At 56.5% G+C, this 23,352-nt stretch carries 24 protein-coding genes; 13 read left to right on the top strand and 11 right to left on the bottom strand.

Annotated features, from left to right (window positions below):
• The first annotated feature begins 28 nt into the window (after nt 1-28).
• On the top strand, nt 29-505 hold the full coding sequence (locus tag HVA01_RS01200) for a YbaK/EbsC family protein (RefSeq protein WP_146872673.1): 477 nt from the start codon (nt 29-31) through the stop codon (nt 503-505).
• 23 nt (nt 506-528) lie between these two features.
• On the opposite strand, the gene HVA01_RS01195 is transcribed toward HVA01_RS01200, so the two are convergent.
• A complete protein-coding gene (locus tag HVA01_RS01195) occupies nt 529-978 on the bottom strand; it encodes a GNAT family N-acetyltransferase (RefSeq protein WP_146872671.1) in 450 nt (149 codons plus the stop codon).
• A 160-nt stretch (nt 979-1,138) separates the two neighbouring features.
• On the opposite strand from HVA01_RS01195, the gene pcsA reads away from it, so the two are divergent.
• Complete coding sequence (pcsA, locus tag HVA01_RS01190) at nt 1,139-1,864, top strand: phosphatidylcholine synthase (RefSeq protein WP_371860114.1); 726 nt, start codon at nt 1,139-1,141, stop codon at nt 1,862-1,864.
• Nucleotides 1,865-1,878: 14 nt separating this feature from the next.
• A complete protein-coding gene (locus HVA01_RS01185; RefSeq protein ID WP_146872667.1) occupies nt 1,879-2,502 on the top strand; it encodes a DNA-3-methyladenine glycosylase I in 624 nt (207 codons plus the stop codon).
• Nucleotides 2,503-2,571: 69 nt separating this feature from the next.
• Here the strand turns inward: HVA01_RS01185 and HVA01_RS01180 are convergent, their stop codons facing one another.
• Complete coding sequence (locus tag HVA01_RS01180; RefSeq protein ID WP_146872665.1) at nt 2,572-3,123, bottom strand: fasciclin domain-containing protein; 552 nt, start codon at nt 3,121-3,123, stop codon at nt 2,572-2,574.
• Nucleotides 3,124-3,307: 184 nt separating this feature from the next.
• Here HVA01_RS01180 and HVA01_RS01175 point away from each other — a divergent pair, with 184 nt between their 5' ends.
• Both HVA01_RS01175 and HVA01_RS01170 read left to right on the top strand, forming a co-directional pair.
• Nucleotides 3,308-3,871 carry a sigma-70 family RNA polymerase sigma factor gene (locus tag HVA01_RS01175; RefSeq protein ID WP_146872663.1) on the top strand — a complete coding sequence of 188 codons (564 nt, stop codon included), beginning with the start codon at nt 3,308-3,310 and terminating at the stop codon, nt 3,869-3,871.
• Nucleotides 3,850-4,560, top strand: coding sequence for an anti-sigma factor (locus HVA01_RS01170; protein WP_146872661.1), 711 nt, complete (start codon nt 3,850-3,852; stop codon nt 4,558-4,560). The genes HVA01_RS01175 and HVA01_RS01170 overlap by 22 nt, the downstream gene beginning before the upstream one ends.
• Here HVA01_RS01170 and HVA01_RS01165 read toward each other — a convergent pair.
• Nucleotides 4,550-5,995: an aminotransferase-like domain-containing protein gene (locus tag HVA01_RS01165; RefSeq protein ID WP_146872660.1), complete on the bottom strand. Its 1,446-nt coding sequence runs from the start codon at nt 5,993-5,995 to the stop codon at nt 4,550-4,552. The two genes, HVA01_RS01170 and HVA01_RS01165, sit on opposite strands and share 11 nt — an antisense overlap.
• Nucleotides 5,996-6,159: 164 nt before the next feature.
• Between HVA01_RS01165 and HVA01_RS01160 the strand changes: the two genes are divergently transcribed.
• Nucleotides 6,160-6,378 (top strand): DUF1127 domain-containing protein, encoded by a 219-nt coding sequence (locus tag HVA01_RS01160; RefSeq protein WP_146872658.1) that lies wholly within the window; start codon nt 6,160-6,162, stop codon nt 6,376-6,378.
• Complete coding sequence (locus HVA01_RS01155) at nt 6,375-7,265, top strand: PhzF family phenazine biosynthesis protein (protein ID WP_146872656.1); 891 nt, start codon at nt 6,375-6,377, stop codon at nt 7,263-7,265. Before HVA01_RS01160 ends, HVA01_RS01155 begins: the two co-directional genes overlap by 4 nt.
• A 44-nt stretch (nt 7,266-7,309) precedes the next feature.
• Here HVA01_RS01155 and HVA01_RS01150 read toward each other — a convergent pair whose 3' ends face one another.
• Nucleotides 7,310-8,362, bottom strand: coding sequence for a class I fructose-bisphosphate aldolase (locus HVA01_RS01150; RefSeq protein WP_146872654.1), 1,053 nt, complete (start codon nt 8,360-8,362; stop codon nt 7,310-7,312).
• A gap of 476 nt (nt 8,363-8,838) precedes the next feature.
• On the opposite strand from HVA01_RS01150, the gene HVA01_RS01145 reads away from it, so the two are divergent.
• The 5 genes from HVA01_RS01145 (at nt 8,839) to HVA01_RS17575 (ending at nt 14,703) form a co-directional block, all read left to right on the top strand.
• On the top strand, nt 8,839-9,897 hold the full coding sequence (locus HVA01_RS01145) for a FecCD family ABC transporter permease (RefSeq protein ID WP_146872652.1): 1,059 nt from the start codon (nt 8,839-8,841) through the stop codon (nt 9,895-9,897).
• Nucleotides 9,894-10,685 carry an ABC transporter ATP-binding protein gene (locus HVA01_RS01140; RefSeq protein ID WP_146872651.1) on the top strand — a complete coding sequence of 264 codons (792 nt, stop codon included), beginning with the start codon at nt 9,894-9,896 and terminating at the stop codon, nt 10,683-10,685. Before HVA01_RS01145 ends, HVA01_RS01140 begins: the two co-directional genes overlap by 4 nt.
• Before the next feature lie 15 nt (nt 10,686-10,700).
• Complete coding sequence (locus HVA01_RS01135) at nt 10,701-11,831, top strand: ABC transporter substrate-binding protein (protein ID WP_146872649.1); 1,131 nt, start codon at nt 10,701-10,703, stop codon at nt 11,829-11,831.
• A gap of 47 nt (nt 11,832-11,878) precedes the next feature.
• Nucleotides 11,879-13,999: a TonB-dependent siderophore receptor gene (locus HVA01_RS01130; RefSeq protein ID WP_146872647.1), complete on the top strand. Its 2,121-nt coding sequence runs from the start codon at nt 11,879-11,881 to the stop codon at nt 13,997-13,999.
• 443 nt (nt 14,000-14,442) lie between these two features.
• Nucleotides 14,443-14,703 carry an Lrp/AsnC ligand binding domain-containing protein gene (locus HVA01_RS17575; protein ID WP_246129364.1) on the top strand — a complete coding sequence of 87 codons (261 nt, stop codon included), beginning with the start codon at nt 14,443-14,445 and terminating at the stop codon, nt 14,701-14,703.
• A 6-nt stretch (nt 14,704-14,709) separates the two neighbouring features.
• Here HVA01_RS17575 and HVA01_RS01120 read toward each other — a convergent pair whose 3' ends face one another.
• The 6 genes from HVA01_RS01120 to aptA all read right to left on the bottom strand — a co-directional run bounded on the left by HVA01_RS01120 (nt 14,710) and on the right by aptA (nt 20,450).
• The gene (locus tag HVA01_RS01120) at nt 14,710-15,165 is read right to left on the bottom strand and encodes a nucleotide triphosphate diphosphatase NUDT15 (protein ID WP_170243451.1); all 456 of its coding nucleotides are present in this window, start codon (nt 15,163-15,165) and stop codon (nt 14,710-14,712) included.
• 120 nt (nt 15,166-15,285) lie between these two features.
• On the bottom strand, nt 15,286-16,218 hold the full coding sequence (locus HVA01_RS01115) for a nucleotidyl transferase AbiEii/AbiGii toxin family protein (RefSeq protein ID WP_146872643.1): 933 nt from the start codon (nt 16,216-16,218) through the stop codon (nt 15,286-15,288).
• Nucleotides 16,205-16,744, bottom strand: coding sequence for a type IV toxin-antitoxin system AbiEi family antitoxin (abiEi, locus tag HVA01_RS01110; protein ID WP_146872641.1), 540 nt, complete (start codon nt 16,742-16,744; stop codon nt 16,205-16,207). The genes HVA01_RS01115 and abiEi overlap by 14 nt, the downstream gene beginning before the upstream one ends.
• Before the next feature lie 71 nt (nt 16,745-16,815).
• Nucleotides 16,816-17,436 (bottom strand): TetR/AcrR family transcriptional regulator, encoded by a 621-nt coding sequence (locus tag HVA01_RS01105; protein ID WP_146872639.1) that lies wholly within the window; start codon nt 17,434-17,436, stop codon nt 16,816-16,818.
• A 95-nt stretch (nt 17,437-17,531) separates the two neighbouring features.
• A complete protein-coding gene (locus HVA01_RS01100) occupies nt 17,532-19,028 on the bottom strand; it encodes a CoA-acylating methylmalonate-semialdehyde dehydrogenase (protein ID WP_146872638.1) in 1,497 nt (498 codons plus the stop codon).
• Between the two features lie 48 nt (nt 19,029-19,076).
• Entirely contained in the window at nt 19,077-20,450 is a 1,374-nt protein-coding gene (aptA, locus tag HVA01_RS01095; protein ID WP_146872637.1) for an omega-aminotransferase AptA, read from the bottom strand.
• 194 nt (nt 20,451-20,644) lie between these two features.
• Between aptA and HVA01_RS01090 the strand changes: the two genes are divergently transcribed.
• Nucleotides 20,645-21,913, top strand: a complete 1,269-nt coding sequence (locus tag HVA01_RS01090; protein WP_146872635.1) for a Zn-dependent hydrolase — start codon at nt 20,645-20,647, stop codon at nt 21,911-21,913.
• 34 nt (nt 21,914-21,947) lie between these two features.
• Here the strand turns inward: HVA01_RS01090 and menE are convergent, their stop codons facing one another.
• Complete coding sequence (menE, locus tag HVA01_RS01085; RefSeq protein WP_146872633.1) at nt 21,948-23,342, bottom strand: o-succinylbenzoate--CoA ligase; 1,395 nt, start codon at nt 23,340-23,342, stop codon at nt 21,948-21,950.
• Nucleotides 23,343-23,352: the final 10 nt, after the last annotated feature.

Below are 23,352 nucleotides of genomic sequence, written 5' to 3'. Positions count from 1 at the left end.
ACCCTTTAGCCAATACGGGGATTTCAGAATGAGCGTCGAGACCGTTCGCCAGTTTCTTGCCGAACACGCACCAGACATCAACATCGAAGAGCTTGAAGCCAGCACCGCCACCGTACAGCTTGCCGCTGACGCCCACGGCGTGGCCCCAGGGCAAATTGCCAAAACGCTGGCGTTTCGAGTCGGCGAGCGCCAGGTGCTCATTGTCGCCAGCGGCGATGCGCGTATCGACAACCGCAAAATCCGCGATACCTTTGGCGGCAAAGCCAAAATGCTCGACGCCGAGACGGTCATGGAACTCACCAGCCACCCCATCGGCGGCGTTTGCCCCTTTGGCCTCGCCACTGACCTACCGATTTACTGCGATGAATCGCTCCACGCTTTTGATGAAGTGCTGCCCGCCGCAGGCTCACCCAACAGCGCCGTGCGTTTAAGCCCCAAGCGCCTCGCCGAGCTGGTCAATGCCGAATGGGTGGATGTGTGTAAGTTGCCGGAGAGGGTTAGTTAATCGTCTTTCTCAATCGATAGAACTTACTTAACATCCAATAGATAGCCATAAAACGCGGTGTTACGCTGCCAGCCCAATGATTCATAAAGGTGCTGGGCGCGCTCGTTCTCTACCTGCGTCATTAATATCAAACGTGCGACGCCATGCTCGCGGGCAAGCTGAGTGGCAGCCTCCATTAATGCCCTACCAGTGCCTTTCTCACGACACTCTGGCAACACAAAAAGATCATTCAACGTCCAGCGAGCATTCAAGCCCACCGTGGAAACCCCAGGGTAGAGCTGCACAAAACCGGATAGCTTCCCTGCAGCGTCTTCACCGACCAGGATGCGCGAATCGGCCTGACCAAAACGCTGATGCAGAAAAGTACGCGCCGCATCAAGGTCACCCGGCTGCTGATAAAACTGGCGATAGCCATCCAGCAACTCGGCTAAAGCATCAAGGTCGTTAATTGTGGCTGTACGAACAGTCGTCATCAGCAATCTCCTTAAACGTTTGGCATTACACTATAGTGATAGGCAAAGGATCCGCCGCCAGCATATTCCCTGGAAGCATTCTTGTAGTAGTGTATCTTTCTTTACAGGCTTATTTATAAATCCAATTTAAAGGGAACCCCACGTTCCCAACGGGGTTAATGTGGCTCAATTACTCTCTTCGCACACAGAGTCCCGCGCCTCGGTATGGAAGGCATGGAGCGTGCACATATTTACCGCCAGCGGCGTGCTGCTTGGCACCATGGCGCTGCTTGCACTGGTCGACAATAATCCCGTTGCTTGCCTGCTCTGGCTAGGCGCCGCGATGATGATTGATGGTATCGATGGCACCCTGGCCCGCAAATATGAAGTAAAGGCCATACTGCCCCATTTCGATGGCTCAACCCTCGATATGGTCATTGATTACCTCACCTGGGCCTTTATCCCCGCCCTGTTCATCTACTACTTCATTGAATTACCGCCCTATTTAGGGCTGCTATCCGTATTTATCATTCTACTGTCATCGATGTTCTGTTTCTGCAACGTCGATATGAAAAGCCAGGATAATTACTTCGTTGGCTTTCCTGCCGCCTGGAACATCGCCGCCGCCTATTTCTATATTCTCGACCTTCCGCCGTTCATCACTTTTGCCACTATCGTGCTGCTGGCCATCCTCACCGTGACCCGAATGAAGTTTCTGCACCCCTTTCGGGTGCGCTTATTCATGCCGCTCAATATCACCGTTACGCTGGCGTGGTGTGCATGTGCCACGTCACTGGTACTCTCAAGCCCCGAGCACGCCGCTTGGGCACTATGGGGATTGGGCATTGCCTCTGTCTATTTTTTCGGCATCTGCCTATGGCGGACTGCCAAAGAATGGTTCGATTGATGGGTAAGTAGCCAATGAGCAACGACTTTATCGCCCCTGACGGATATCCCCGCTGCCAGTGGTGTGGCGGCGCGCCGGAATTTTTGCCCTACCACGACAACGAATGGGGCTTCCCGGTTGACGATGATCAGCGGCTATTCGAGAAGCTTTGCCTGGAGAGTTTTCAATCGGGTTTGAGCTGGCGCATCATTCTCAATAAACGCGACAACTTTCGCGCCGCCTTTCTCCACTTCGACTTCCATCAGGTTGCTCACTTTAGCGAAGACGATGTGCAACGTTTACTTCAAGATGCAGGCATTATTCGCCACCGGGGCAAGATCGAAGCGACCATCAACAACGCCCAACGTGCCAAGGAGATGGTCGAGCAGGAAGGCTCATTAGCGGCGTTCTTTTGGCGCTATGCGCCGACCGCGTTAGCGACGCCGCAAACTCAGACTACCTCACCTGAATCCATAGCAATGGCGAAAGAACTGAAAAAACGTGGTTGGAAATTTTTCGGCCCCACCACCGCGTTTGCCTTTATGCAGGCCATGGGGTTACTCAATGATCATGCAGAAACGTGCATCATTCGCAAGAAAGCCGCGTTCGCATCAGAAGCGTTTACGCGGCCTACAAAAACAAACCATCCTGCCGCCTAGCGATGCAAGGCGGCAGGATGGTCAATCGCTTGGCGGACACCGTTGAGCTGTCCGTCTAAGTCAGGTCAATTATGGCATTAATACGCTATCGACCACGTGAATAACACCGTTCTCCTGTGCGACATCGACGACCGTAATATTGGCACTGTTGCCCTGTGCATCCATAACCATCAGGTTATTGCCATTGCGCATGACGGAAAGGTACTCGCCTTGAACGGTTTTAAAAGCCGCCGTGCCATCACTGTCCATCACCTCTTCCAACAATACATCGCGCGTCAGGTTGCCGGGCACAACATGATAGGTAAGGACGCTTTGAAGCTGCGCCTGATTTTCTGATTGCAGCAGCGTATCAACGGTGCCACCGGGAAGTTTCGCAAAGGCATCGTCCGTCGGGGCAAATACCGTGAAGGGACCTTCACCTTGCAGCACATCGACCAGCTCAGCCGCTTTAACGGCGGCGACGAGTGTTTCATGGTCACCCGAATTAACCGCATTTTCGATGATATTACGCTCGGGAAGCATGCTAGCGCCGCCTACCGTGGTCGGACCATGGTCGGCAACGGCAACGCCGGTATAGAGAGCAGCGGCACAAAGGCTGGCAGTAAGAAGTTTGAGTTTCATTGGGCATCTCCTGGTTGTCATTAAAATAGCTCAACAATGCAAGCTCACTAACACTTACGCGCCTAGTACCCCGGTGGATGCAAAACCCCTACAATTTTTTATTGGCCGCTGGGGGCTCGCCTATTGCCTTCAACGGCGGACTCACCAAGACTGGCGATTCGGTTTATTGTGCAGAGATGCCTGAATGCTAGATGCCACACAGCGCCACCAGTATCTTATTGACCAGCTTCATGGCTGTGCCCAAGGGGACAGTCGAGCATTCGAACGCCTCTATCGCGCCTCTTGTACGCATCTATATGCTCAGTTGCTGCGTATAGTAAGAGACGAGGGTGCCGCTCAGGATTGCCTACAACATGTTTTCATCAGAATCTGGCATGCTGCCGATCAATACGATGCAACGCGAGCCAAGCCGATGACCTGGCTGTCGACACTCGCTCGCAATATTGGCATCGACTGGCTGCGCCGCCAGAAACCCCAGGACGCCACCACCGATGAGCCCTTATTAGCGACACTATTAGGCACCGACGACCCTGAAGATGACAGCATCAGTTATCAGCAAAACGGCAAACTGAAAGACTGCCTCGACACACTCAGCCGCCATCAGCGCCAGTTAATGGAAATGGCCTACTTTCAGGGCATGACTCACAGCGAGCTTGCTCACTCTCTGTCCCAACCGCTGGGCAGCGTTAAAAGCTGGATCCGCCGTGGACTTGAGAGGTTAAAAACATGTCTAACCAATGGGATTTAAGCGACCCTGACGACCGCCACCTAGCCGCTGGCGAATACGTTTTGGGCGTATTGGATAACGATCAGAAAGCACGCTTTGAAGCGCTGTTGGCTGTCAGCCATGATCTACGTAACGACGTGGATAACTGGCGAGAATACCTGAACTTATTCAACGAGCGACTGGACCCCAAGACACCACCCAAGGAAGTCTGGCAGCGCATTACCCAGGCAACCGGGGCCGTGCCTTTACGCTGGTGGCAACGCCTGGGTGCATGGCAGGCCATGGCGACCAGTTTTGGGGTGATCGCAGTAGCACTGGGCCTTCTGTGGCAACAAGCTGAACTGACCCAGTTGCCAGACGGAGAGGCGGTCTTTGTGGTTCAGGACGAATCGCGCACGCCAGGCTGGATCATTAGCGCGACCCAGGAGGGAGAGCTGGTCGTGCAAGCGGTTCAACCCACTCAGGTGGGCAGCGAACAGACCGGTGAGCTGTGGCTGATCGCCGATGGCACGCCCATTTCGCTGGGCCTGCTGCCTGCGCAAGGCAGCCATCGCCTACAACCCAGTGACGAGCTACGTGCGCAATTATTCACTGCCGATTTAGCCGTCAGTATTGAGCCCCAAGGGGGCGCTCCCGAAGGCCAGCCTACCGGGCCGATTATCGACCATGGCCGTTTGACGCCAGTACGTGGCAGCACCTTCAATTTATAAGACATGCCTCGTGTGCCTGCGCCTCCTCCACCATCTCGGTGGCAAGCTCCCCCACGTTGCGCACGGCATCTTCAATGGTCGGCGTCAGCGTAAACGCATAGTTCAGGCGCAGACATTGGCGAAACTTGCCCGAGGCTGAAAACAGCGAGCCCGGCGCCACATGGATGGCATGCTGCGCTAAGCGTTCGTTAAGGCGCACGCAGTCCACCGCTGCGGGTAGCTCAACCCATAGCAAGAAACTGCCTTGGGGGTAGCTAATTCCCGCGCCCTTAGGGAAGTAGCGCTGCACCCAGCTGATCATGATGTCGCGCTGGCGTTGATACTGACGGGTAGCGAAACGCAGGTGGCGCTCGTAGTGGCCTTTGGCGACGAACTCCGCCACAGCCAGCTGCGGTAGCGTCGCCGAAGCACCGGTGGAGACATATTTCATATGCATCGCCTGGTCGCGGTAACGCCCCGGCGCCAGCCAGCCCACTCGCAGCCCTGGCCCGACCGTTTTGGAAAAGCCGCTGCACAACATCACACGGCCATCGTCATCGAAGGATTTCACGGTACGCGGTCTTGGCAGGCTAAATGACAAGTCACCGTAGATATCGTCTTCGATAATCGCCACATCAAAACGCTGGGCAAGCTGAAACAGCGCCCGCTTGCGCGCCTCAGGCATGGTGTAGCCCAGCGGGTTGTTATAGGTCGGCGTGACCTGTATGGCGCGGATCGGCCACTGCTCCAACGCCAATTCCAGCGCTTCAAGGCTGATACCCGTTTGCGGGTCAGTGGGAATTTCCAGCGCTTTTAAACCGTTAGCTTTGAGGATCTGCATGGTGCCGTAGAAGCTGGGCGAGTCCACGGCGACCACATCGCCGGGCTGGGTAAGGGTGCGCAATGCAATGGAAAGCGCCTCCTGACAGCCGGTGGTCACCATGATGTCATCCGGATGCAGCAAGCAGCCGGAGGCAACCGCAAGCTTCGCCACCTGCTGTCGAAGCTCGGGGCTGCCGTTAAGCTTGTCGTAGTTGAATCCGTTTAGATCAGTACGGCGATGCAGGCCAGCGAGGATTTTCGACAGCGGCCGCAATGTCTCATACTCAAGGTTGGGTACACCACGCCCCAATAAAAGCCGATCATCGTCCCGCTGGGTGGCGACAAGCTCCAGCACCTGGTCCCATTGGGAAATATCCAGCGGGCGCTGCGCAGGCCTTGAGACCGACGGGAGCACCGATGGCACGCGGCTTGGCAGCACGAAATAGCCCGACTTAGGACGCGACTCAATTAACGTCACATCCATTAACTGCCGGTAGGCCTCTTGGGCCGTGGAAATACTGACATCCAACTCTTTGCAAACCGCACGAATAGACGGCAAACGATCACCCACGCGGTAGATACCATGCTCGATACGTTCGCGTAAAATGCTCGCCACTTCTTCGTAACGCGTCATAACACCTTCCTCCCCACAGCCCAATACCGATACAGATGTTCTTATAATCCGCCATACAGAAGTATAAAACGCCCTTCTGTATCTTAAAAATAATAAATTCTATATCTGTATCAAAATAATGACGCTGAGTAATCTGGTAAGGCACATAACAAGGAGGATTCGTCATGCCAAGTTTCAGCCTTACTCAGCTTCGCTATCGGCTAAGTCATCAACTCAGTTATCAACTACGCCAGTACCGTCATAACCGTCATAGCCGCCGTCAGCTACTGGCATTGGACGACCGGCTGCTGAAGGATATTGGCATTACCCGAGAGCAGGCACAAAAAGAAGGCCGTAAACCGTTTTGGAAACACGTATCACTTAAAAAGAGGGACTTACTATGAAAACCGCTGAGTATTACCTGCTAGACGTCTTTACCGACCAGCCGTTTACCGGCAACCCGTTGGCGGTCTTTCTAGAGGCCGATGGGTTGGCAACCAGCACCATGCAGGCGTTGGCCAATGAGCTTAACCTCGCTGAAACGGTGTTCTTAAGTGCCGCCACTGGGCCGAATCACTACCCGATACGGATCTTTACGCCGACTCAAGAGCTACCTTTTGCAGGCCACCCCACGGTAGGCACCGCGCATCTGCTAGCGGAACTGAATTTCGTGAACCGCGAGCAAGGCGTTGTGCTACAGCCTCCCATCGGCGAGCTAGTGGTTAGCTATGATCAAGGAAGAGCGACGTTTACTACCGCTCAGCCTGCCAAAGTGACGGACAGCACACTTGATCACGCTACCGCCGCCGAGCTATTAGGGCTTGAGGAGCATCGGGTGATTGGCAACCCAGTATTTGCCTCCTCTGGACTGCCCTTTCATTTGATCGAGCTAGCAGATGTTGCCGCTTTAGAGAGCGTACGAATTGCTACAACCACCTGGGCAAGCGCCGTCGCCTCCAGTAGTGCCGAGCAGGTCTACCTATATGTGATTGAACGGCAAAACAGTACTGAGATGCTGATCCGTAGTCGCATGTTTTCCATGGAGAACAGCCTTTGCGAAGACCCCGCTACCGGGAGCGCCGCAGCAGCATTGACCGGCTATTTGGCATCACTTCAGCCAGATGCCTTGCAGTGCAAGATTCACCAGGGTGTTGAGATGGGCCGGCCTAGCGTTATTTACACCACCGCCAATGGCGATATCAAAACCGGCTTGGTGGAAGTGGGCGGTAACGCAGTGGTGATGGGCAGGGGCGCTTTTGAAATACATCAATCAATTGATGCTAGATGCTAAGCGCCCCTTCTGTTGCCCCAACTTGGCTCGTGAGGACCGCGAGATCAGGCGACGGTTACGTCCTTGGAGAGGTAGACATCCTGAATCGCATGCAGCAGGTCAACGCCTTCCTGCATCGGTTTTTGGAACGCCTTACGCCCTGAGATCAGGCCCATCCCACCGGCGCGCTTGTTGATGACCGCCGTGCGCACCGCTTCGCCGAGATCGGAGTGCCCTTTGGAGCCACCGCCGGAATTAATCAGACCAGCGCGGCCCATAAAGCAGTTGGCAACCTGGTAACGGGCCAGGTCGATGGGATGATCAGTGGTCAGCTCACTGTAAACTTTATCGTGGGTATGTCCGAAACCGACCGCTTTGTAGCCGCCGTTGTTCTCCGGCAGTTTCTGTTTGACGATATCCGCTTTAAGGGTCGCGGCCATGTGGTTGGCCTGGCTGGTGAGGTCGGCCGACACATGATAGTCGTTGCCATCGTGCTTGAAGTCCGGGTTACGCAGATACGCCCACAGCACCGTGACCATGCCCAACTGGTGGGCGCGCTCAAAGGCCTCGCTAATCTCCATGATTTGGCGGCGGCTCTCGTGGGAGCCAAAGTAAATCGTCGCCCCCACCGCCACGCAGCCCATGTCGTGGGCCTGCTCGACATCGGCAAATAGCGTCTGGTCGTATATCGCCGGGTGGCTCAACGTCTCATTGTGGTTAAGCTTAAGCATCATCGGAATTTTGTGGGCGTAGCGCCGCGCGACCGACGACAGCACGCCAAGCGTGGATGCCACGCCGTTGCAACCCCCTTCGAGGGCCAGCTCAACGATATTAGCCGGGTCGAAGTAGCGTGGGTTCGGAGCAAAGGAGGCGCCTGCGGAGTGCTCGATGCCTTGGTCTACCGGCAGCAAGCTTAAATAGCCGGTGCCCGCGAGACGGCCATGATTAAAGAAGCTCTGCATATTGCGCAGCACCGCCGGGCTACGGTCACTATCCGCCATGACACGGTCAATAAAATCAGGGCCAGGTAAATGCAGGCTGTCGCGGGGAACGCCCTGACAGGTGTGATTGAGCAAACTATCGGCATCGCTGCCAAGCAACGCGGCTATATCGGTCATAATGCAATCCTCTACGTTCTATTTGTAAGGAAATGTGAGTGTACGCCAAACATCCTTAAAATAGAGCATAGAGCTAAAACATGGGCTAAGAAAAGTGCCGCCCCCATAGGGACGGCTATACAATGCGGTTAAGCAGCCACTTATTCAACAACTGGCTAAACCAGTCAAACTGCTGGGGCAAACTGGTTTCAAAACGCTTGAGATTATCGAACATATCGAACACCTCCTACGTTAAGCATATTCTTAATATAATCAGTCAATTATTAGCGCCTAGAAGCAACTTCGTCTACTCATAAAAGTAGGAAAAGTCAGTCATTTTTCAAGGGCTGGATAGCAATTTTTTAGCTTTTTCTTTAGCTTTTTCAGCGGTTGACAAGCTTTAGACTAAAGGATGATAATGTAAAGAATAATGAGTTTCAGTCTCACATGAAAACGAACTCACCCTATTCTTATGACCACCTGGAATCGCCTTTACGATGCCCGCCTCTTCGCCACCTGCTGTGCCTTTGGCATCCTCCTATCGGCGCTTTATCGTTACCCGTTTGCTGATTGTTGTGGGCCTAGCCATCGCCTTGGTCATTTCTCTGCTGGCTGATATCGCCAGTGGCCCTGCGCATATCCCAATGGCTGATTTAATCGCGCTGTTGTTTGATGCCCATGCTCAAGGCCCGATTCAGCAGGCCATTGTCTGGGAAATCCGCATGCCGGCAGCGCTTATGGCGGTGCTGGTAGGCGCTACTCTTGGCCTTGCGGGGGCAGAGATGCAAACGGTGCTGAATAACCCGCTGGCCAGCCCGTTTACCCTGGGCGTGGGCGCGGCGGCCACCCTGGGCGCTTCGCTGGTGATTGTCTTTAACCTCACCCTGCTGGGTTTAAATGCCCACTACGCCACCGCCTTGATGGCGTTTGTATTTGCGGCGGCGTCGATTTTGACCATCAATGCGCTGTCGCGCCTCTACGGCGCCAGCCGTGAAATCATCGTGCTGTTTGGTATTGCGCTGGTGTTTGTACTCAACGCGCTGGTCGCGCTTTTGCAGTTGATTGCCAGCCCCGATGCGTTACAGCAACTCGTTTTCTGGACGATGGGCAGCCTATCGCGAGCTTCCTGGGAAACGGTAGCCATTGTGGCGGCGGTCTTGGCCGTTTGCCTGCCCTTCTCGCTGCGCAGCGCCTGGGCGATGACGGCGCTACGCTCAGGGGATGAGCACGCCCGCAGTTTCGGCATCGCGGTTGAGCGTTTGCGGCTTATCTCACTGCTTAGAGTGAGCCTGCTCGCCGCCGCCGCGGTTGCGTTTGTGGGCACCATTGGCTTTATTGGGCTGGTTGGCCCGCATATGGCGCGCCTGGCACTGGGCGAGGATCACCGTTTTTACCTGCCGGGCAGCGCTCTGGCCGGGGCCCTGGTGCTTTCACTTGCGTCCATCGCCAGTAAAACGCTGGTCGATGGGTTGGTGTTGCCGGTAGGGCTGGTGACCTCGCTGGTAGGCATCCCCTTCTTTATGGCCTTGATCATGTTGCAGGGGCGGGCACGATGAAGGCCGGTTTTACGCTCAGCAATGTCACGACCGGTTATCGCAAACGACGTGTCTTTGAGCAGCTCAGTCTCCCCACACTGCCACCCGGTTCGCTGGTCGCGGTGCTGGGGCCCAATGCGGTGGGTAAATCAACCCTGTTAAAGGCCATCGCGGGCTTGCAACCTTCTAGCGGGCAAATGCAGCTTAACGATATCGACCTCGCCACCCTCAGCGGTGCAGCGCGAATGCGCCATGTGGGCTATTTGCCGCAAACGCTCCCTCAGGCGACCACCCTGGTCGCTTATGAAGCGGTACTAAGCGCCTGCCGTGCCGTCCGCCCCGATCTCAGCCGTGTAGAAATAAACACGTTAATCGAGCGCGTTTTTGATGCCCTGGCCATTCGCCCGCTCGCCCTGCGCCCGTTGAGCGAGCTCTCCGGCGGTCAGCGTCAGATGGTGGGCCTGGCACAGGCGATTGCCCGTCAACCAGCGCTGCTACTGCTGGACGAACCCACCAGCGCGCTGGATCTGCGCTGGCAGCTGGCGCTGATCGATACCGTGCGCGCCGTGATAGCAGAGCGTCAGGCGGTCTGTCTGATGGCGATTCACGACATCAACTTGGCGCTGCGTTTCTGTGATCAGGTGCTGCTGTTTGGTAACGGCGGACTGCTGGCCGCAGGCGACCCACAGGACGTGATTACGCCCGACGTACTTCGCGCCGCCTACGGTGTGGAGGCCCGAGTAGAGCACTGCTCGCAGGGACGGCCGGTGGTGTTAAGCGATCGCGTCAGCGACCTCACTGCGAATTAACCCCAGGATACCGACATGTGCCGCTTGGCTATTAATTTGCTGTGTTGGATGAGTTTGTTAAGCGCTGCTGCATGCCTGGCAAGTGAGCCTGCAGGTGGTTTCCCAAAACAAGTCACCGATTTAGCAGGCCGCCAGGTGACGCTTTCAGCGCCGCCCACTCGCCTGTTCCTTACCCAGCCGCGCCAGCTCTATGCCTTGGCAACGCTACTCGATGACCCAACCCCACGTTTGGCAGGCTGGACCTACCCGCTGGCGGTGTTTGACCCCGCCATGGCCCAGCGCTTTATTACCCAGTGGCCTGCACTTGCCCAACTGCCTACGCTCTCCAGCGCGCCGACACCCCAGCTCAATAGCGAAGCGCTGCTGAACCTGGCGCCGGATCTGGTGTTGTTCGACCTCTCCCGTGTGGGCAGTGTGGAAGGCTCCCCGCTGGCACGGCTGCTGGACGAGCTAGGCATTGCCTACCTGTTTATCGACTTTAACCGTCACCCGCTGGAAAACACGCCGAAAAGCCTGACGCTGCTAGGCGAAGCTTTGGACGCCACCCCGCGAGCTAACCACGTTATTGCCCTGATCGAGCAGCGTCTGGCACGTATCGACCAGCGCCTGGCAGGGCGGCCAGCCGACGCCCCCACGGTGCTGATCAATGTCGCCCCTGGGGTCAAAGTTGACTGTTGCCGCACCAATCTACGTAACGGGCTTGCCGACTTAGTGGCCCGGGCAGGCGGCGATAATATTGCCGGTGCCTTAGCCCCTGGCGCATCGGCGACGCTAAGCAACGAGTGGGTGCTGAGCCACCCGCCCGACGTCATCCTCAATACCGCGGGGCAGTGGGCAGCAGGCGATGGCATCCGCGTGGGGCTTGGGATTAGCGATGCGGAGATTGCCCAAGACCTGCGCTCGCTTAGCCACGAACTGCCCGGCTGGCAGCATCTCGACGCCGTTCAGCAAGGACAGTTCTACGCGCTTTGGCATGGCTTCCACCAAGGCCCCTTCGCCATCGTGGCGCTGGAGCGTGTTGCCCAGTGGCTGCACCCCGCGCTGTTTAGCGATCTCGATCCGGCCGCCACCTTCGACGCCCTGCTACCCACCCCGGCAGCGCTAAGCCGCGAGGGCCGCTTCTGGGGTGCCCTCAACGCTCAATAACGCCTCCTCCCTCAACCCACTGACGACAAAAAGGATCGATACCACCCATGCTCCGCTCACGAACCATTGCGCTGTTTTCGCCGCTGCTACTGCTGAATCCGCTGCCCTATGCCTTCGCGCAACAAGCCAGCGAGGCCGCTTCAGAAACGGTCTCAGAAACAGTGATCGTCACTTCAGATCGCCTCACTGACGTGGCCCCGCAGAGCTATCGAGCCCAGCGCTCCCGTTTGGCCAGCAAGCAGCCGGTGTCGTTTCTGGAAGAAGCCCGCACCGTAGAGACAGTCACCGCCCAGGTGATGGCCGACCATAATATCGACAGCCTCACCGAGGCGATGGCGATGGTCGCGGGGGTGACGGAAGGCAACACGATGGGGGGCACTGAGGACGGCTTTATCAAACGCGGTTTCGGCAGCAACAGCGATGGCTCGATTCTGATCGACGGCATTCGCCAGCCCCGCGGCACCTTCTCCATGGCAACGGTGGATCATGTCGAAGTACTCAAGGGGCCAGCCTCGCTCTTTCAAGGCCAGCAGGATCCTGGCGGGGTGATCAACCTGGTCACCAAACGCCCGGAGTACGAGTGGCAGCGCGAAATCAGCGCCGAAGCCACCTCCCTGGGCGGCGGCAATGCCAGCGTGGACGTCACTGGCCCGCTTGCCGATAGCGGCTTGGCGTTCCGCTTTATCGTCCACCATGAAGATGAAGACTCCTTTCGTGCTTTCGGTAATAACCGACGCACAATTGTTGCCCCTTCGCTGCGCTGGGAAGGCAGCGACAGCCGTGCGCAGATCTCTTATGAGTATCGCGACTACGACTTGGATCTGGATCGCGGCACGGTGATTGTCGACGGCAAGCCTGCCAAGGTGCCCAACGACCGCCGTTTCGACGAACCCTGGTCGCGGGTATTCGGTCACGACGAAGCGGTCACCGCCTGGTGGGAGCAGGATCTCAGCGACGCCTGGTCGACACGCTTGACCTACGGCTGGAACCGCCGCCAGTACAGCGATGGCCAACCGCGGGTACTGCGCGTGAATGAAGACACAGGCGCACTCACCCGGCGTGCCGATGCCAATATCGGCTTTGACCGCCGCGTACAGTACACCGCTTGGGACACCACCGGTACCGCCACTCTGGCAGGTATGCGCCACGATCTCACTGTGGGAATCGATCACGAACGCCGCCGGGACTATGTGGCCGATGTGTATCGCGGCACGGCGATCACCGACCAGAATATATACGACATGCGCTACGGTGGCCTGAATCTGGATAGCGATAGCCTTAACACCTCGCGCAGTGATCGCCTGGATGAGATCAATACGACCGGCGTTTACCTCAATGACCGCTGGCACCTCAACGACCGCTGGACTCTGGGGCTAGGCGGGCGCTATACCCACTACGAGCAGTTTAGCGGCCGCGGCCGACCTTTTGTTACCGCTACCGATATCAGCGACGATATTTTCCTGCCGTCGGTCAGCCTGCTGCATCGCCTGAGCCCGGAAACATCGGTTTACGCCAGCTACAGCGAGGCCTTTGTGCCCAACGGCGCCGACAGCGATACCGGCAAGGCGCTGGATCCTGAACACAGCATGGGCAGCGAAATCGGCGTCAAACACCTCTGGAATGACCAGTTCTCGTTGGCCGCTGCGCTGTTCGATATCCGCAAGGAAAATGTCGCCGTCTCCGACAACGGCGTCACTCGCACGGTAGGCGAAGCGGGCGCCCAGGGTGTGGAGCTAACGGTTTCCGGCCAGTTGACCGATCAGCTCTCACTGCTAGGCGCTTACGCCTATACCGATACCGAAGTGCGCAAAGACACCGAAGGCACCCAGGGCAACCGGCTGACCAACGCCGCACGCCATACCGCCAGCCTCTACCTGGCGCACGACCTGACCACCGCGCCTGGGCTGGGCAACTGGCGCCTGGGTGGTGGGGTTCGTTATGTGGGCGAGCGCGAAGGCGATGCCGACAACAGCTTCCAGCTGGACGCCTACACCGTCGCCGATGCCTTTATCGGCTGGGATACCCCTTGGCTGGGCGATAACCTGCACCTGCAGCTCAACGCCAAGAACCTGTTTGATACCACTTACTACCCCTCAAGCGGTGGCAGCACGCGGGTAGTGGTTGGTGACCCGCTGGAAGTTAGCCTACAGGCGTCGGTTAGGTTTTAAGACGACATCAGCCGTCAGCCTAATACTTCTCAAGATCGCAGAGGTAAAAGACTGGATGGCTTTTCCGAACGGCAGGTTGGCCTGGGGCCAGCCTGCCGAGAGTGTGCCAGCTCAAAGCATCTCTAAAACCGTAACTGCTTATTTATTAAGCAACGTGACTTTGGGCCAGCGGGCAATAACCGCGACCACCACAATGGCAAACAACAACCGTGCCCACAAGACGCCCGGCACGTCAGCCACCTCAAGACATTGAGTGCCCTACCAGCATTAGCGCCTAGCACCGTTACTTGCTCGACACTCAAGGGCGTATCACCAGCTACCTGATCTGCCTATTTAAAGCCGGTTAAGCGGTTGCGCGACGCGAGGATTATCGAACGGGAGATGGCGCGCTGCTCAACCCTAACGCTCTCGGGCAATGCCTAGATATGTTGGAGTAAGTCACGATGGAGCGAGATAAGAAATCACTCTACCAACGGTTCTTAACGTCAGCGGTAAACGCACCTGAAGTGAAGCAGTGCTACCAGGTAACTGGCGAATGTGACTTTGTATTAATCGTGACGGTGGCTGATTTAGATGAGTACGAACGATTCTGCGATCGTGTGCTCTATGCCGGCGACAATATGCGCAAGTTCCGCACGTTACTGTCGCGTAAGCGGCATAAGTTTGATACGTCAGTGTCTATGGAAAGCTTGCTCTCTACATAGCGAGATTTACTCTACTGGCGCGATGGGGTACGTCTGCCAACCGGTGGGCGATTCATGGCCCTGCCAGTGTGCAAGTACCGCCTGGCTGGCCGGGAATAACGGCGTGGGAAGTGAACCGGGGCTAAACCAGCACCATTCAGCAAAAACTTCCGGCTCAAGCAGTAATGCTTCAGCATCCTGATTCACGTGGGCGATTACTGCCCCTGTCACTATAGAGACTGCACTATTCAGGTTCTGAGTTATTGCCAGCAACTTAAAACGTTGCAGCTCGGTAATACCCGTTTCTTCTGAAATTTCGCGAACAGCCGCCGTCTCAAATGACTCGCCCGCATCAACATGACCGCCGGGCAAACACCAACACGCCGATTCTCCAGGCTTATCGCGATACCCAAGCAGCACGGCTCCGTCTGGGCGGACAAGAATAGCGCCAACACCGATAATAGGCTGTCCAGTATTGTCCATCATTAACCCCTTTTCAGATCAGCTAGAACACTTAGATAACTTATGCCGTCAGCCCAATCCCGCGCAAAATCACCGAAGTCACCGACTACACGACTTTTTCGAATGGCAGGCAGATGGGCTTCAAAGCTTAAACTCAGGAGGCGATGTATTTGGATCAGGCCCGTCCAACGTTGCTACAACCGAACCAAGCATCGTTGCGAGTTCTCGCGTTAGAAAGTCAGCAAATCGCGGGTTCTCCAGCGTTCGCGCTAACGTGTCAGTGGGTAGAAATCTCGTCATTTCAGCGTGGAAGTCGGTGCCTGAAATGATGTTTGGCAAACGCTCGATCATGCCGCGAGCCTTGGCTGAGTAACCTTCAACGCTATAATCGGCAAGTTTGCGCTGGAGTAAATCAAGGTTAAGTGCTGCGCCCTGCTGTTTTAACCACTGCAGATCCCAGATATCCCGGTGGCGTACATACTTTTTGGTGTTTACCAATGAGACGAGCTTGTCTGCCATGATCTCATCGTTACTCTCAGTGACCACCAATAGATCACTGTACCCATCAGGCAGAAAAGGATAGTGAACTTGGATAGCATGCGCCTCGCGGGTATAAGCAGGAATGTTTGCGATCTCCAGCTTGATTCGCTGCTTCGGAATGTCTGGTCGCATGGGTGCGGTTACGACGGCAACCTGCCACTTATCGACTCTTACATCGGCGTATCGAGGATCGTCTCTGAGTTCTTTAGGTGCTTTCACCGTGACCTCAAGGCGATAGCGGCGACTAACGTAATCTTCAATACACTCTTTGATCCGCGTAAAGTCTTCGCGTTTGAAGCCCCGGTCACCCACAAAATCGAGATCCTCACTAAATCTGGGCGATCCCCGGCAAAGCCGCAAGCAAGTCCCGCCCTGGAACGTCAGTGCATCTAACAACCCCTCCCGGTCCAGAGCATACAAAATATCAAAGTGAAGCAGCTCCTTTTCAATCACCGGACGCATCGCTTTACGCGCGGGATCCTCCATTGCCCTCGCCACTAGCTGTTCATAATCACCAGGCTCAATCCGGCTCATTTAGCACCTCGACATCCACTAAGTGGGTATTTCTCCCTACGCGTTTAAGGTCAGCCCAAGCGGCTTCAGGCGTCGCGATTTTGAGGGGGCGGCCAATATCTTTCATGCGCTCCATCAATTCAGTGATTGGGCGGCTTGTGTGGGTGAACTCAATGGTGCCATAAGGTGTGCGGTAGGTTCCCTTTCGGCCGGTCGTCATAACAGTCAGTCGATCAACCGGAATCTGTGAGATGGCGCCGTATTCAGATAAGGCAGACTCTAAAGAAACATAGTTGTATTCGCCGCGCCGCATGGCACGAGCGATACGCTCCAGCAGATAAGCATCTGGAGTTCGAGATAGCGCATAGTGATAGATACCCCGCGCAACACCTTCAAGCACTCCATGACGACGGAGGCGGTTCACACCTTCTTGCAGCGTTTTCGGGCTATCCTCATGGAACAGCTTGGCGATATCTCTCAGCGTGAAGATAGTGCGCCCCTGGCGATCCCAGGCATCCAACCGTTGGCGAGCGATTTTTTGATCCACAAGTAGACACCTAGACTATATAAACATAGTCTAGGTGTCTACTTATAAGCTTTCAAGCCATCTTTAGTCACCTAAGCCGTCAGCCCAATCCCTCGCAAAATCACTGAAGTCACCGACTGCACAGCTTTTTCGAACTGCAGATCGTCCAGCGGTTGGTCGTCGTTGAGCAGACAGATTTGGTAGTCGAAGTCGGCGTAGTGCTGGGTGGAGGCCCAAATCATATAAAGAAGATAAGATGGCTCAACGGGATTGATCTGACCTGACTCGACCCACTCGCGAATTTTCGACTCTTTGAGCTTGGCCCATTCATAGAGGTTGTCGCGCAGGCGCTCTTTAAGAATGGGCGCGCCCTGCATGACTTCAGCCGCCCACACCTTTGAGCCGTGGGCGCGATTGCGGGAGTGGTTCATCTTGGCGCGAATATAGCTGGAGAGCACCACGCGGGGATCATCGTAGAGCTCAAAGCAAAGCGCATCCTGCTTCCAGACTTCCAAAAGCTCCAGCAACACATCCTGGTAGAGCGCTTTTTTGGTAGAGAAGTAGTAGTGCACGTTGGACTTGGGAAGTTCGGCCAACTGGGCAATTTCCCCCATGGAGGCACCGGCGTAGCCCTTTTCGGCAAACAGCTGCTCTGCGGCTTGGAGAATCTTCTTAACGTTGGTTTGCCGAATTTCGTCCTGTGTTCTCGCCACGCTGGTCTCATCCCTTTACGTCTAAACATACGCACCAAAAAAAGCACCATCGCAGGGCGACGGTGCTGAGAAGATGTCTTAGTTACCCCAAGACGTCAACTTTGATTGGCGGGAAATGAGAACTCAGCCTGTGTGGCTTCACTCACGGAAGGCCAGCGCTGGGAAACGGCTTTGCGGCGGGTATAGAAGCGTACCGAGTCGGGGCCGTAGGCGTGTAAATCACCAAACAGCGAACGCTTCCAGCCACCAAAGCTATGGTAGGCCACGGGCACCGGTAGCGGCACATTCACACCGACCATGCCCACCTCGATAGCGTCGGTAAAGCGCCGGGCGGCTTCGCCATCGCGGGTAAACAGGCAGGTGCCATTGCCGTATTCGTGGTCGTTAACCAGCTGCATGGCATCATCTAAGCTGCCGACCCGCACCACGCACAGCACCGGTCCAAAAATCTCTTCCTGGTAGATCCGCATCTCAGCGGTGACGTTATCGAAAAGACAGCCACCCACGAAATAGCCCTCTTCATGGTCAGCGACTTGAAGATCACGGCCATCGGCGACCAGCTTAGCGCCTGCCTTCACACCATCGTCGATAAAGCCCAACACTTTATCGCGGTGCTCGGCGGTGACCAGCGGCCCCATATCCAGCCCTTTGCGGGTGCCGGGGCCAACCTTTAGCTCGGCAATTTTGGGCAGCAGCGTTTCAACGAGGCGGTCTGCTGTGGCATCGCCGACACAAACTGCCACCGAGATCGCCATACAGCGCTCGCCACAGCTACCAAACGCCGCGCCCATTAGCGTGTTGGCGGCGTTTTCCAAATCCGCGTCAGGCAGCACCACGGCATGGTTCTTCGCCCCTCCCAACGCCTGCACGCGTTTGCCAGCGGCAGAACCGCGGGTATAGATCGCTTCGGCTACCGGCGTGGAGCCGACAAACGAAATGGCTTTAACAGCCTTGGCATCCAGCAGCGTTTCCACCGCTTCGCGCCCACCGTGAATCACGTTCATCACGCCTTTGGGTAGCCCAGCGTCTTGAAGCAGTTCGGCAATGGCCATGGCCGCTGAAGGATCTTTTTCTGATGGCTTGAGAATAAAGGTGTTACCGCAGGCTATCGCCATCGGGTACATCCACAGCGGCACCATGCAGGGGAAGTTAAACGGGGTAATGCCCGCCACCACGCCCAAAGGCTGAAAGTTGGACCAGGCATCAATGCCCGGCCCCACGTTATGGGAATACTCGCCTTTCAGGAGCTCCGGCACGCCGCAGGCGTACTCGACATTTTCGATACCGCGCTTGAGTTCACCCATGGCGTCTTCAGGGGTTTTGCCATGCTCTTCGCTAACCAGTTTTACCAGGCGGTCAGCGTTATCTTCTAGCAGCTGTTTAAAGCGGTACATCACCTGGGCGCGTTTGGCGGGCGGTGTATCGCGCCAGGCAGGGAACGCAGCCTGGGCAGCCGCAATGGCACGCTCTACGTCAGCGGCATTGGCATCTGCCACTTGACGAATCACTTTGCCCGTTGAGGGATTGGTAACATCCAGCGTGCGGTTACTGTCGACTAACTCACCGTTAATCAGGTGGGAAACAACGCTCATATTTACGCTCCGTAATCGGTTGTGCCAGCGAACTTATGCTAACGAATCTTATTTTAATGAATCCAAGGTGGTTGCCACGGCGTCGAACAGGCGCTCTAACTCGGCCTCGGTGGTGCCAAAGGGAGGGCCAAACTGCAGCGTGTCACCACCATAGCGCACATAGAAGCCTGCTTCCCAGAGCGCCATGTGAGCATCACGCGGGCGGATGATGGGGTCGCCGTCGCGGGGCGTTAGCTGAATTGCGCCAGCCAGGCCGTAATTGCGAATATCGACAACGTGGTTGCGGCCTTTCAGGGCGTGAAGCTTCCGCTCAAAGCTCGGCGCTATGGCATTCACCTGGGCAGGGAAGTTTTCGCGCTCCATCATTTCAAGCGCGGCCAACCCCGCCGCACAGGCCACCGGGTGAGCGCTGTAGGTGTAGCCATGGGGGAACTCGACGGCATGCTGGGGGCCACCGCCATGCATAAAGGTGTCGAAAATCTCGCTGGAGGCGATCACTGCGCCCATGGGAATCGCGCCGTTGGTGATCTGCTTCGCCACGTTCATGATATCCGGCGTTACACCAAAGGCCTCGGCGCCGGTGGTTGCGCCGCTGCGGCCAAAGGCGGTAATCACCTCGTCAAAAATCAGCAAAATATCATGGGCAGTGCAGATATCGCGCAGGCGATCCAGATAGCCTTTCGGTGGCACGATCACCCCCGCCGAGCCGGACATGGGCTCAACAATCACCGCCGCAATGGTAGAGGCATCATGGAGCGCGATTTGATCCAGCAGCGCATCGGCAAGCTCGGCGCCCGTTTCCGCCTGGCCTTGGGTGTAGGCATAGCCCGCCTGAAGGGTGTGGGGAAGGTGCGTTACGTCCATCAGCTGGCCGTAGTGTTTACGGTTACCGCCGATACCGCCCAGACTGGTGCCGCCAATATTCACCCCGTGGTAGCCCTTGGCACGGCCGATCATGCGGGTTTTTTCAGGCTTACCTTTTAACCGCCAGTAGGCCTTGGCCATCTTGACCGAGGTATCGGCGGCTTCTGAGCCTGAGTTGGTGAAGAACACATGATCCAGACCCGCAGGCGTGAGACTAGCGACCTTTTCCGCCAGTTTGAATGCCAGCGGATGGGCAAGCTGAAAACCTGGGGCAAAGTCGAGGGTGCCTAGCTGCGCCGCCACGGCTTTTTGAATCTCTTCACGGTTATGCCCCGCGCCGCAGGTCCATAGGCCCGAAAGCGAATCGAACAGCTTACGGCCCTGGTCATCAATGTAGTAGCGCCCTTCCGCCCCGGTAATCACGCGTGGGTTGGCATGAAAATCGCGGTTGGCGCTAAACGGCATCCAGTAGTGCTGATTCAGTGCCGTTTTCTCTGGCGTATCTGCTGACGGGGTACGCGAGGTTTCAGAGGGTGTTTTGCTTTTTATTCCAAACATGGTGTCCAGCTCCATCGCTATAGGGCATTGCCTCAGCATGCGCCACCGGACACGTTTATAAAATTACGCTTTTCTTTTGTTCACGTTAGAGAATCTATACGTAACATAACCTTTTTCATCGCTACTCTAGCAATGAGCCAAACAATAAACCCGGGAGTCGCCAGCTTCGTCCGTGCTCAATAAAAGGAAGTCATATGAACTCGCTGACTGAACCGACAACCACCATCGCCGACCTACGTACCGACAGTGATCGCCTGTGGCAGGCGCTGATGGAGATGGCCAAGCTGGGGGCCACCGCCAAAGGCGGCGTCAATCGCCAAGCACTTACCGATTTAGAACGCCAGGGGCGGGACCTGTTTATTCAATGGTGTCGCGCCGAGGGCTGTACGATTCGGATCGACAATATCGGCAATATCTTTGCCCGCCGTGAAGGCAGTGACCCCAACGCCAAAGCAGTGATGGCAGGCAGCCATCTGGATAGCCAACCCACTGGCGGTAAGTACGATGGCTGCTTCGGCGTGCTCTCCGGCCTGGAAGTGATTCGTACCCTTAACCAGCACAACATCACCACGCAATCCCCTATAGAAGTCGTCGCCTGGACCAACGAAGAAGGCTGCCGCTTTCCACCCTGCATGATGGGTTCCGGAGTGTTCACCGGCGAGCTAGAGTTTGACGCCATGATGGCGCGCACCGACACTGATGGCGTCACGGTAAGCTATGCACTGGACGCCATTCACTATCGTGGTAGCGATGAAGTCTCACCAAACGAAATCAAAGCCTACTTTGAACCGCACATTGAGCAGGGCCCCATCCTTGAAGATACCGACACCACCATTGGCGTGGTCATCGGTGGGCTTGGCCAGAAGTGGTTTGATTTAACCCTGACCGGGCTTGAAGCCCACGCGGGCCCTACGCCGATGCATCTGCGACGTGATGCCATGATGGGCGCGGCGGAAGTGACCCAAGCGCTCAACCGTATCGCCTTAGATCATCAGCCCCACGGGCGTGGCACGGTGGGCTGTATGACCCTGCACCCAGGATCGCGCAACGTCATTCCCGGCCAGGTCAAAATGACCCTGGACATGCGCCACTGGGAACCGGAAGCAATTGAGGAAATGGGGCAGGCAGTCACCGCCGCTGTTGAGGAAATTTGCCAACGTCACGGGCTGGCGTACGAGCTAACCCCCACCGCAGACTTTGTACCTGAACACTTCAATAAAGCCTGTGTTGATACCGTGCGCCAAGCAGCCGAAAAGCTTCAGCTATCGCATATGGACATCATCAGCGGCGCAGGGCACGATGCGATGTTTATTGGTCGCGTTGCCCCTGCCGCGATGATCTTTATTCCCTGCAAGGATGGCATTAGCCACAACGAAATTGAAAGCGCTAAGCCGGAGCACGTTCACGCAGGCTGTAACGTACTGCTACACGCGATGCTAAATGCGGCTGAGATAGCAGAATAGGTACCTAAGAGGTCACCACCAATAGGCCACATGGCTAAACGGTATTAACCTGCTCCCGCGCCAGCTCTGCAAACTGTGTGCGGGAAGGTTTAAAGCCCAACCCCGGCGGCCAGGCCAGCCAGGCATCGGGCACCATAAAGCCGGGCAGTGCTTCGCGAACCCAGTTGTTTAGCGCCTGCTCTTGGACGGCCTCACCGTGCCAATCGATAAACGCCACCGGGCGCTCGCCCCACTCGGGGTGGGGCACTGCTACCACCAGCGCCTGGGCGATGCTGGGGTGGTCGACCAAGTGCTGCTCAATACTTTCCGGCTGGATATTCTCGCCACCGGAGATAAAGCCATTATCGAGCCGCCCTTCCACCACCAGCGCCCCGTCCGCATTGAAGTGGCCCTTGTCGCGGGTAGCAAACCAGCCTTCTGCGTTGAGGGCTGGATCAATCACTCCATCATTCAAATAGCCGCAGAACAGGGTCTCGCCGCGTAGCTGGATTTCCCCATCGATGACCCTAACTTCTCGACCCGGCAGCGGTTTTCCAACCACACCCGGCACAGTGGGGATACCGGTACAGACTTGGCTGGCCATTTCCGATAGCCCATAGCTAACTTTCGGCGTTAGCCCTAGCGATGTCATCTGCGCCACCAGCGGCGCAGGGATCGCCGCACCGCCCAACAGTAGCTCGCGCAATTGGGTGCGCTTAGGGGTAAAACCCGCTTTCAGCAGCCGCCAAAGTTGAGTGGGCACCAAGGAAAGATGAGTTATTGCCTGCTGCTCCAGGCGCTCCGCCAGCGTATCGGGAGCATCGTCGAGGATCACCCGCCCGCCGGCGAGAAAGACCCGAAACGGGATCGCGTAACCGCCAATATGAAACAGCGGCAGCGACAGTAGCCAGCCACTGTTCTGGTCAACGGGAATCAACGACGCCGAACCGCGTGCAGAAGCCAAATGATTGCCCACGCGGTGCAGCACCGCCTTGGGCGTACCGCTGGAGCCGGAGGTAAAAATCGTGTTGCACAGCTGGTTGCTATCCAGCACCGGAGGCTCCCTCACATCAGCTTCCGCCAAAAAATCGAGGCTAACCGGTGTGAGCTCGGCAGGATAATGATGGTCGCTTTCCGTTTGGCAAACCCGCTCAGCCTGCAAGCGTTTGGCCAGATTGAGCTGCTGGGCAATAGGAAACGCAGGATTCAGCGGACAAAAAACAACCCCTGCCCGCAGGCAGGCCCACGCCAGCAGCAAAGACTCAAGCGAGCCTTTAGCGGGTACGATCAACCGATCCCCCGGCATGAGACCACTACGCGCCAACTGCTGTGCTAACGACGCCACGCGGCGATCAAGCGTCCGGTAATCAAGGCGCACCGAGCCAGCCTCTATGGCGATATGTTCAGGGGTCTCTTTATCCCAGTAGTGTATGGGGCAAATATCGATCACGCTGAATGCT

The organism is Halovibrio variabilis (assembly GCF_007991175.1).
Taxonomy (GTDB): Bacteria; Pseudomonadota; Gammaproteobacteria; order Pseudomonadales; family Halomonadaceae; genus Vreelandella; species Vreelandella variabilis.
This window is presented reverse-complemented; position numbering and strand designations above follow the sequence as displayed.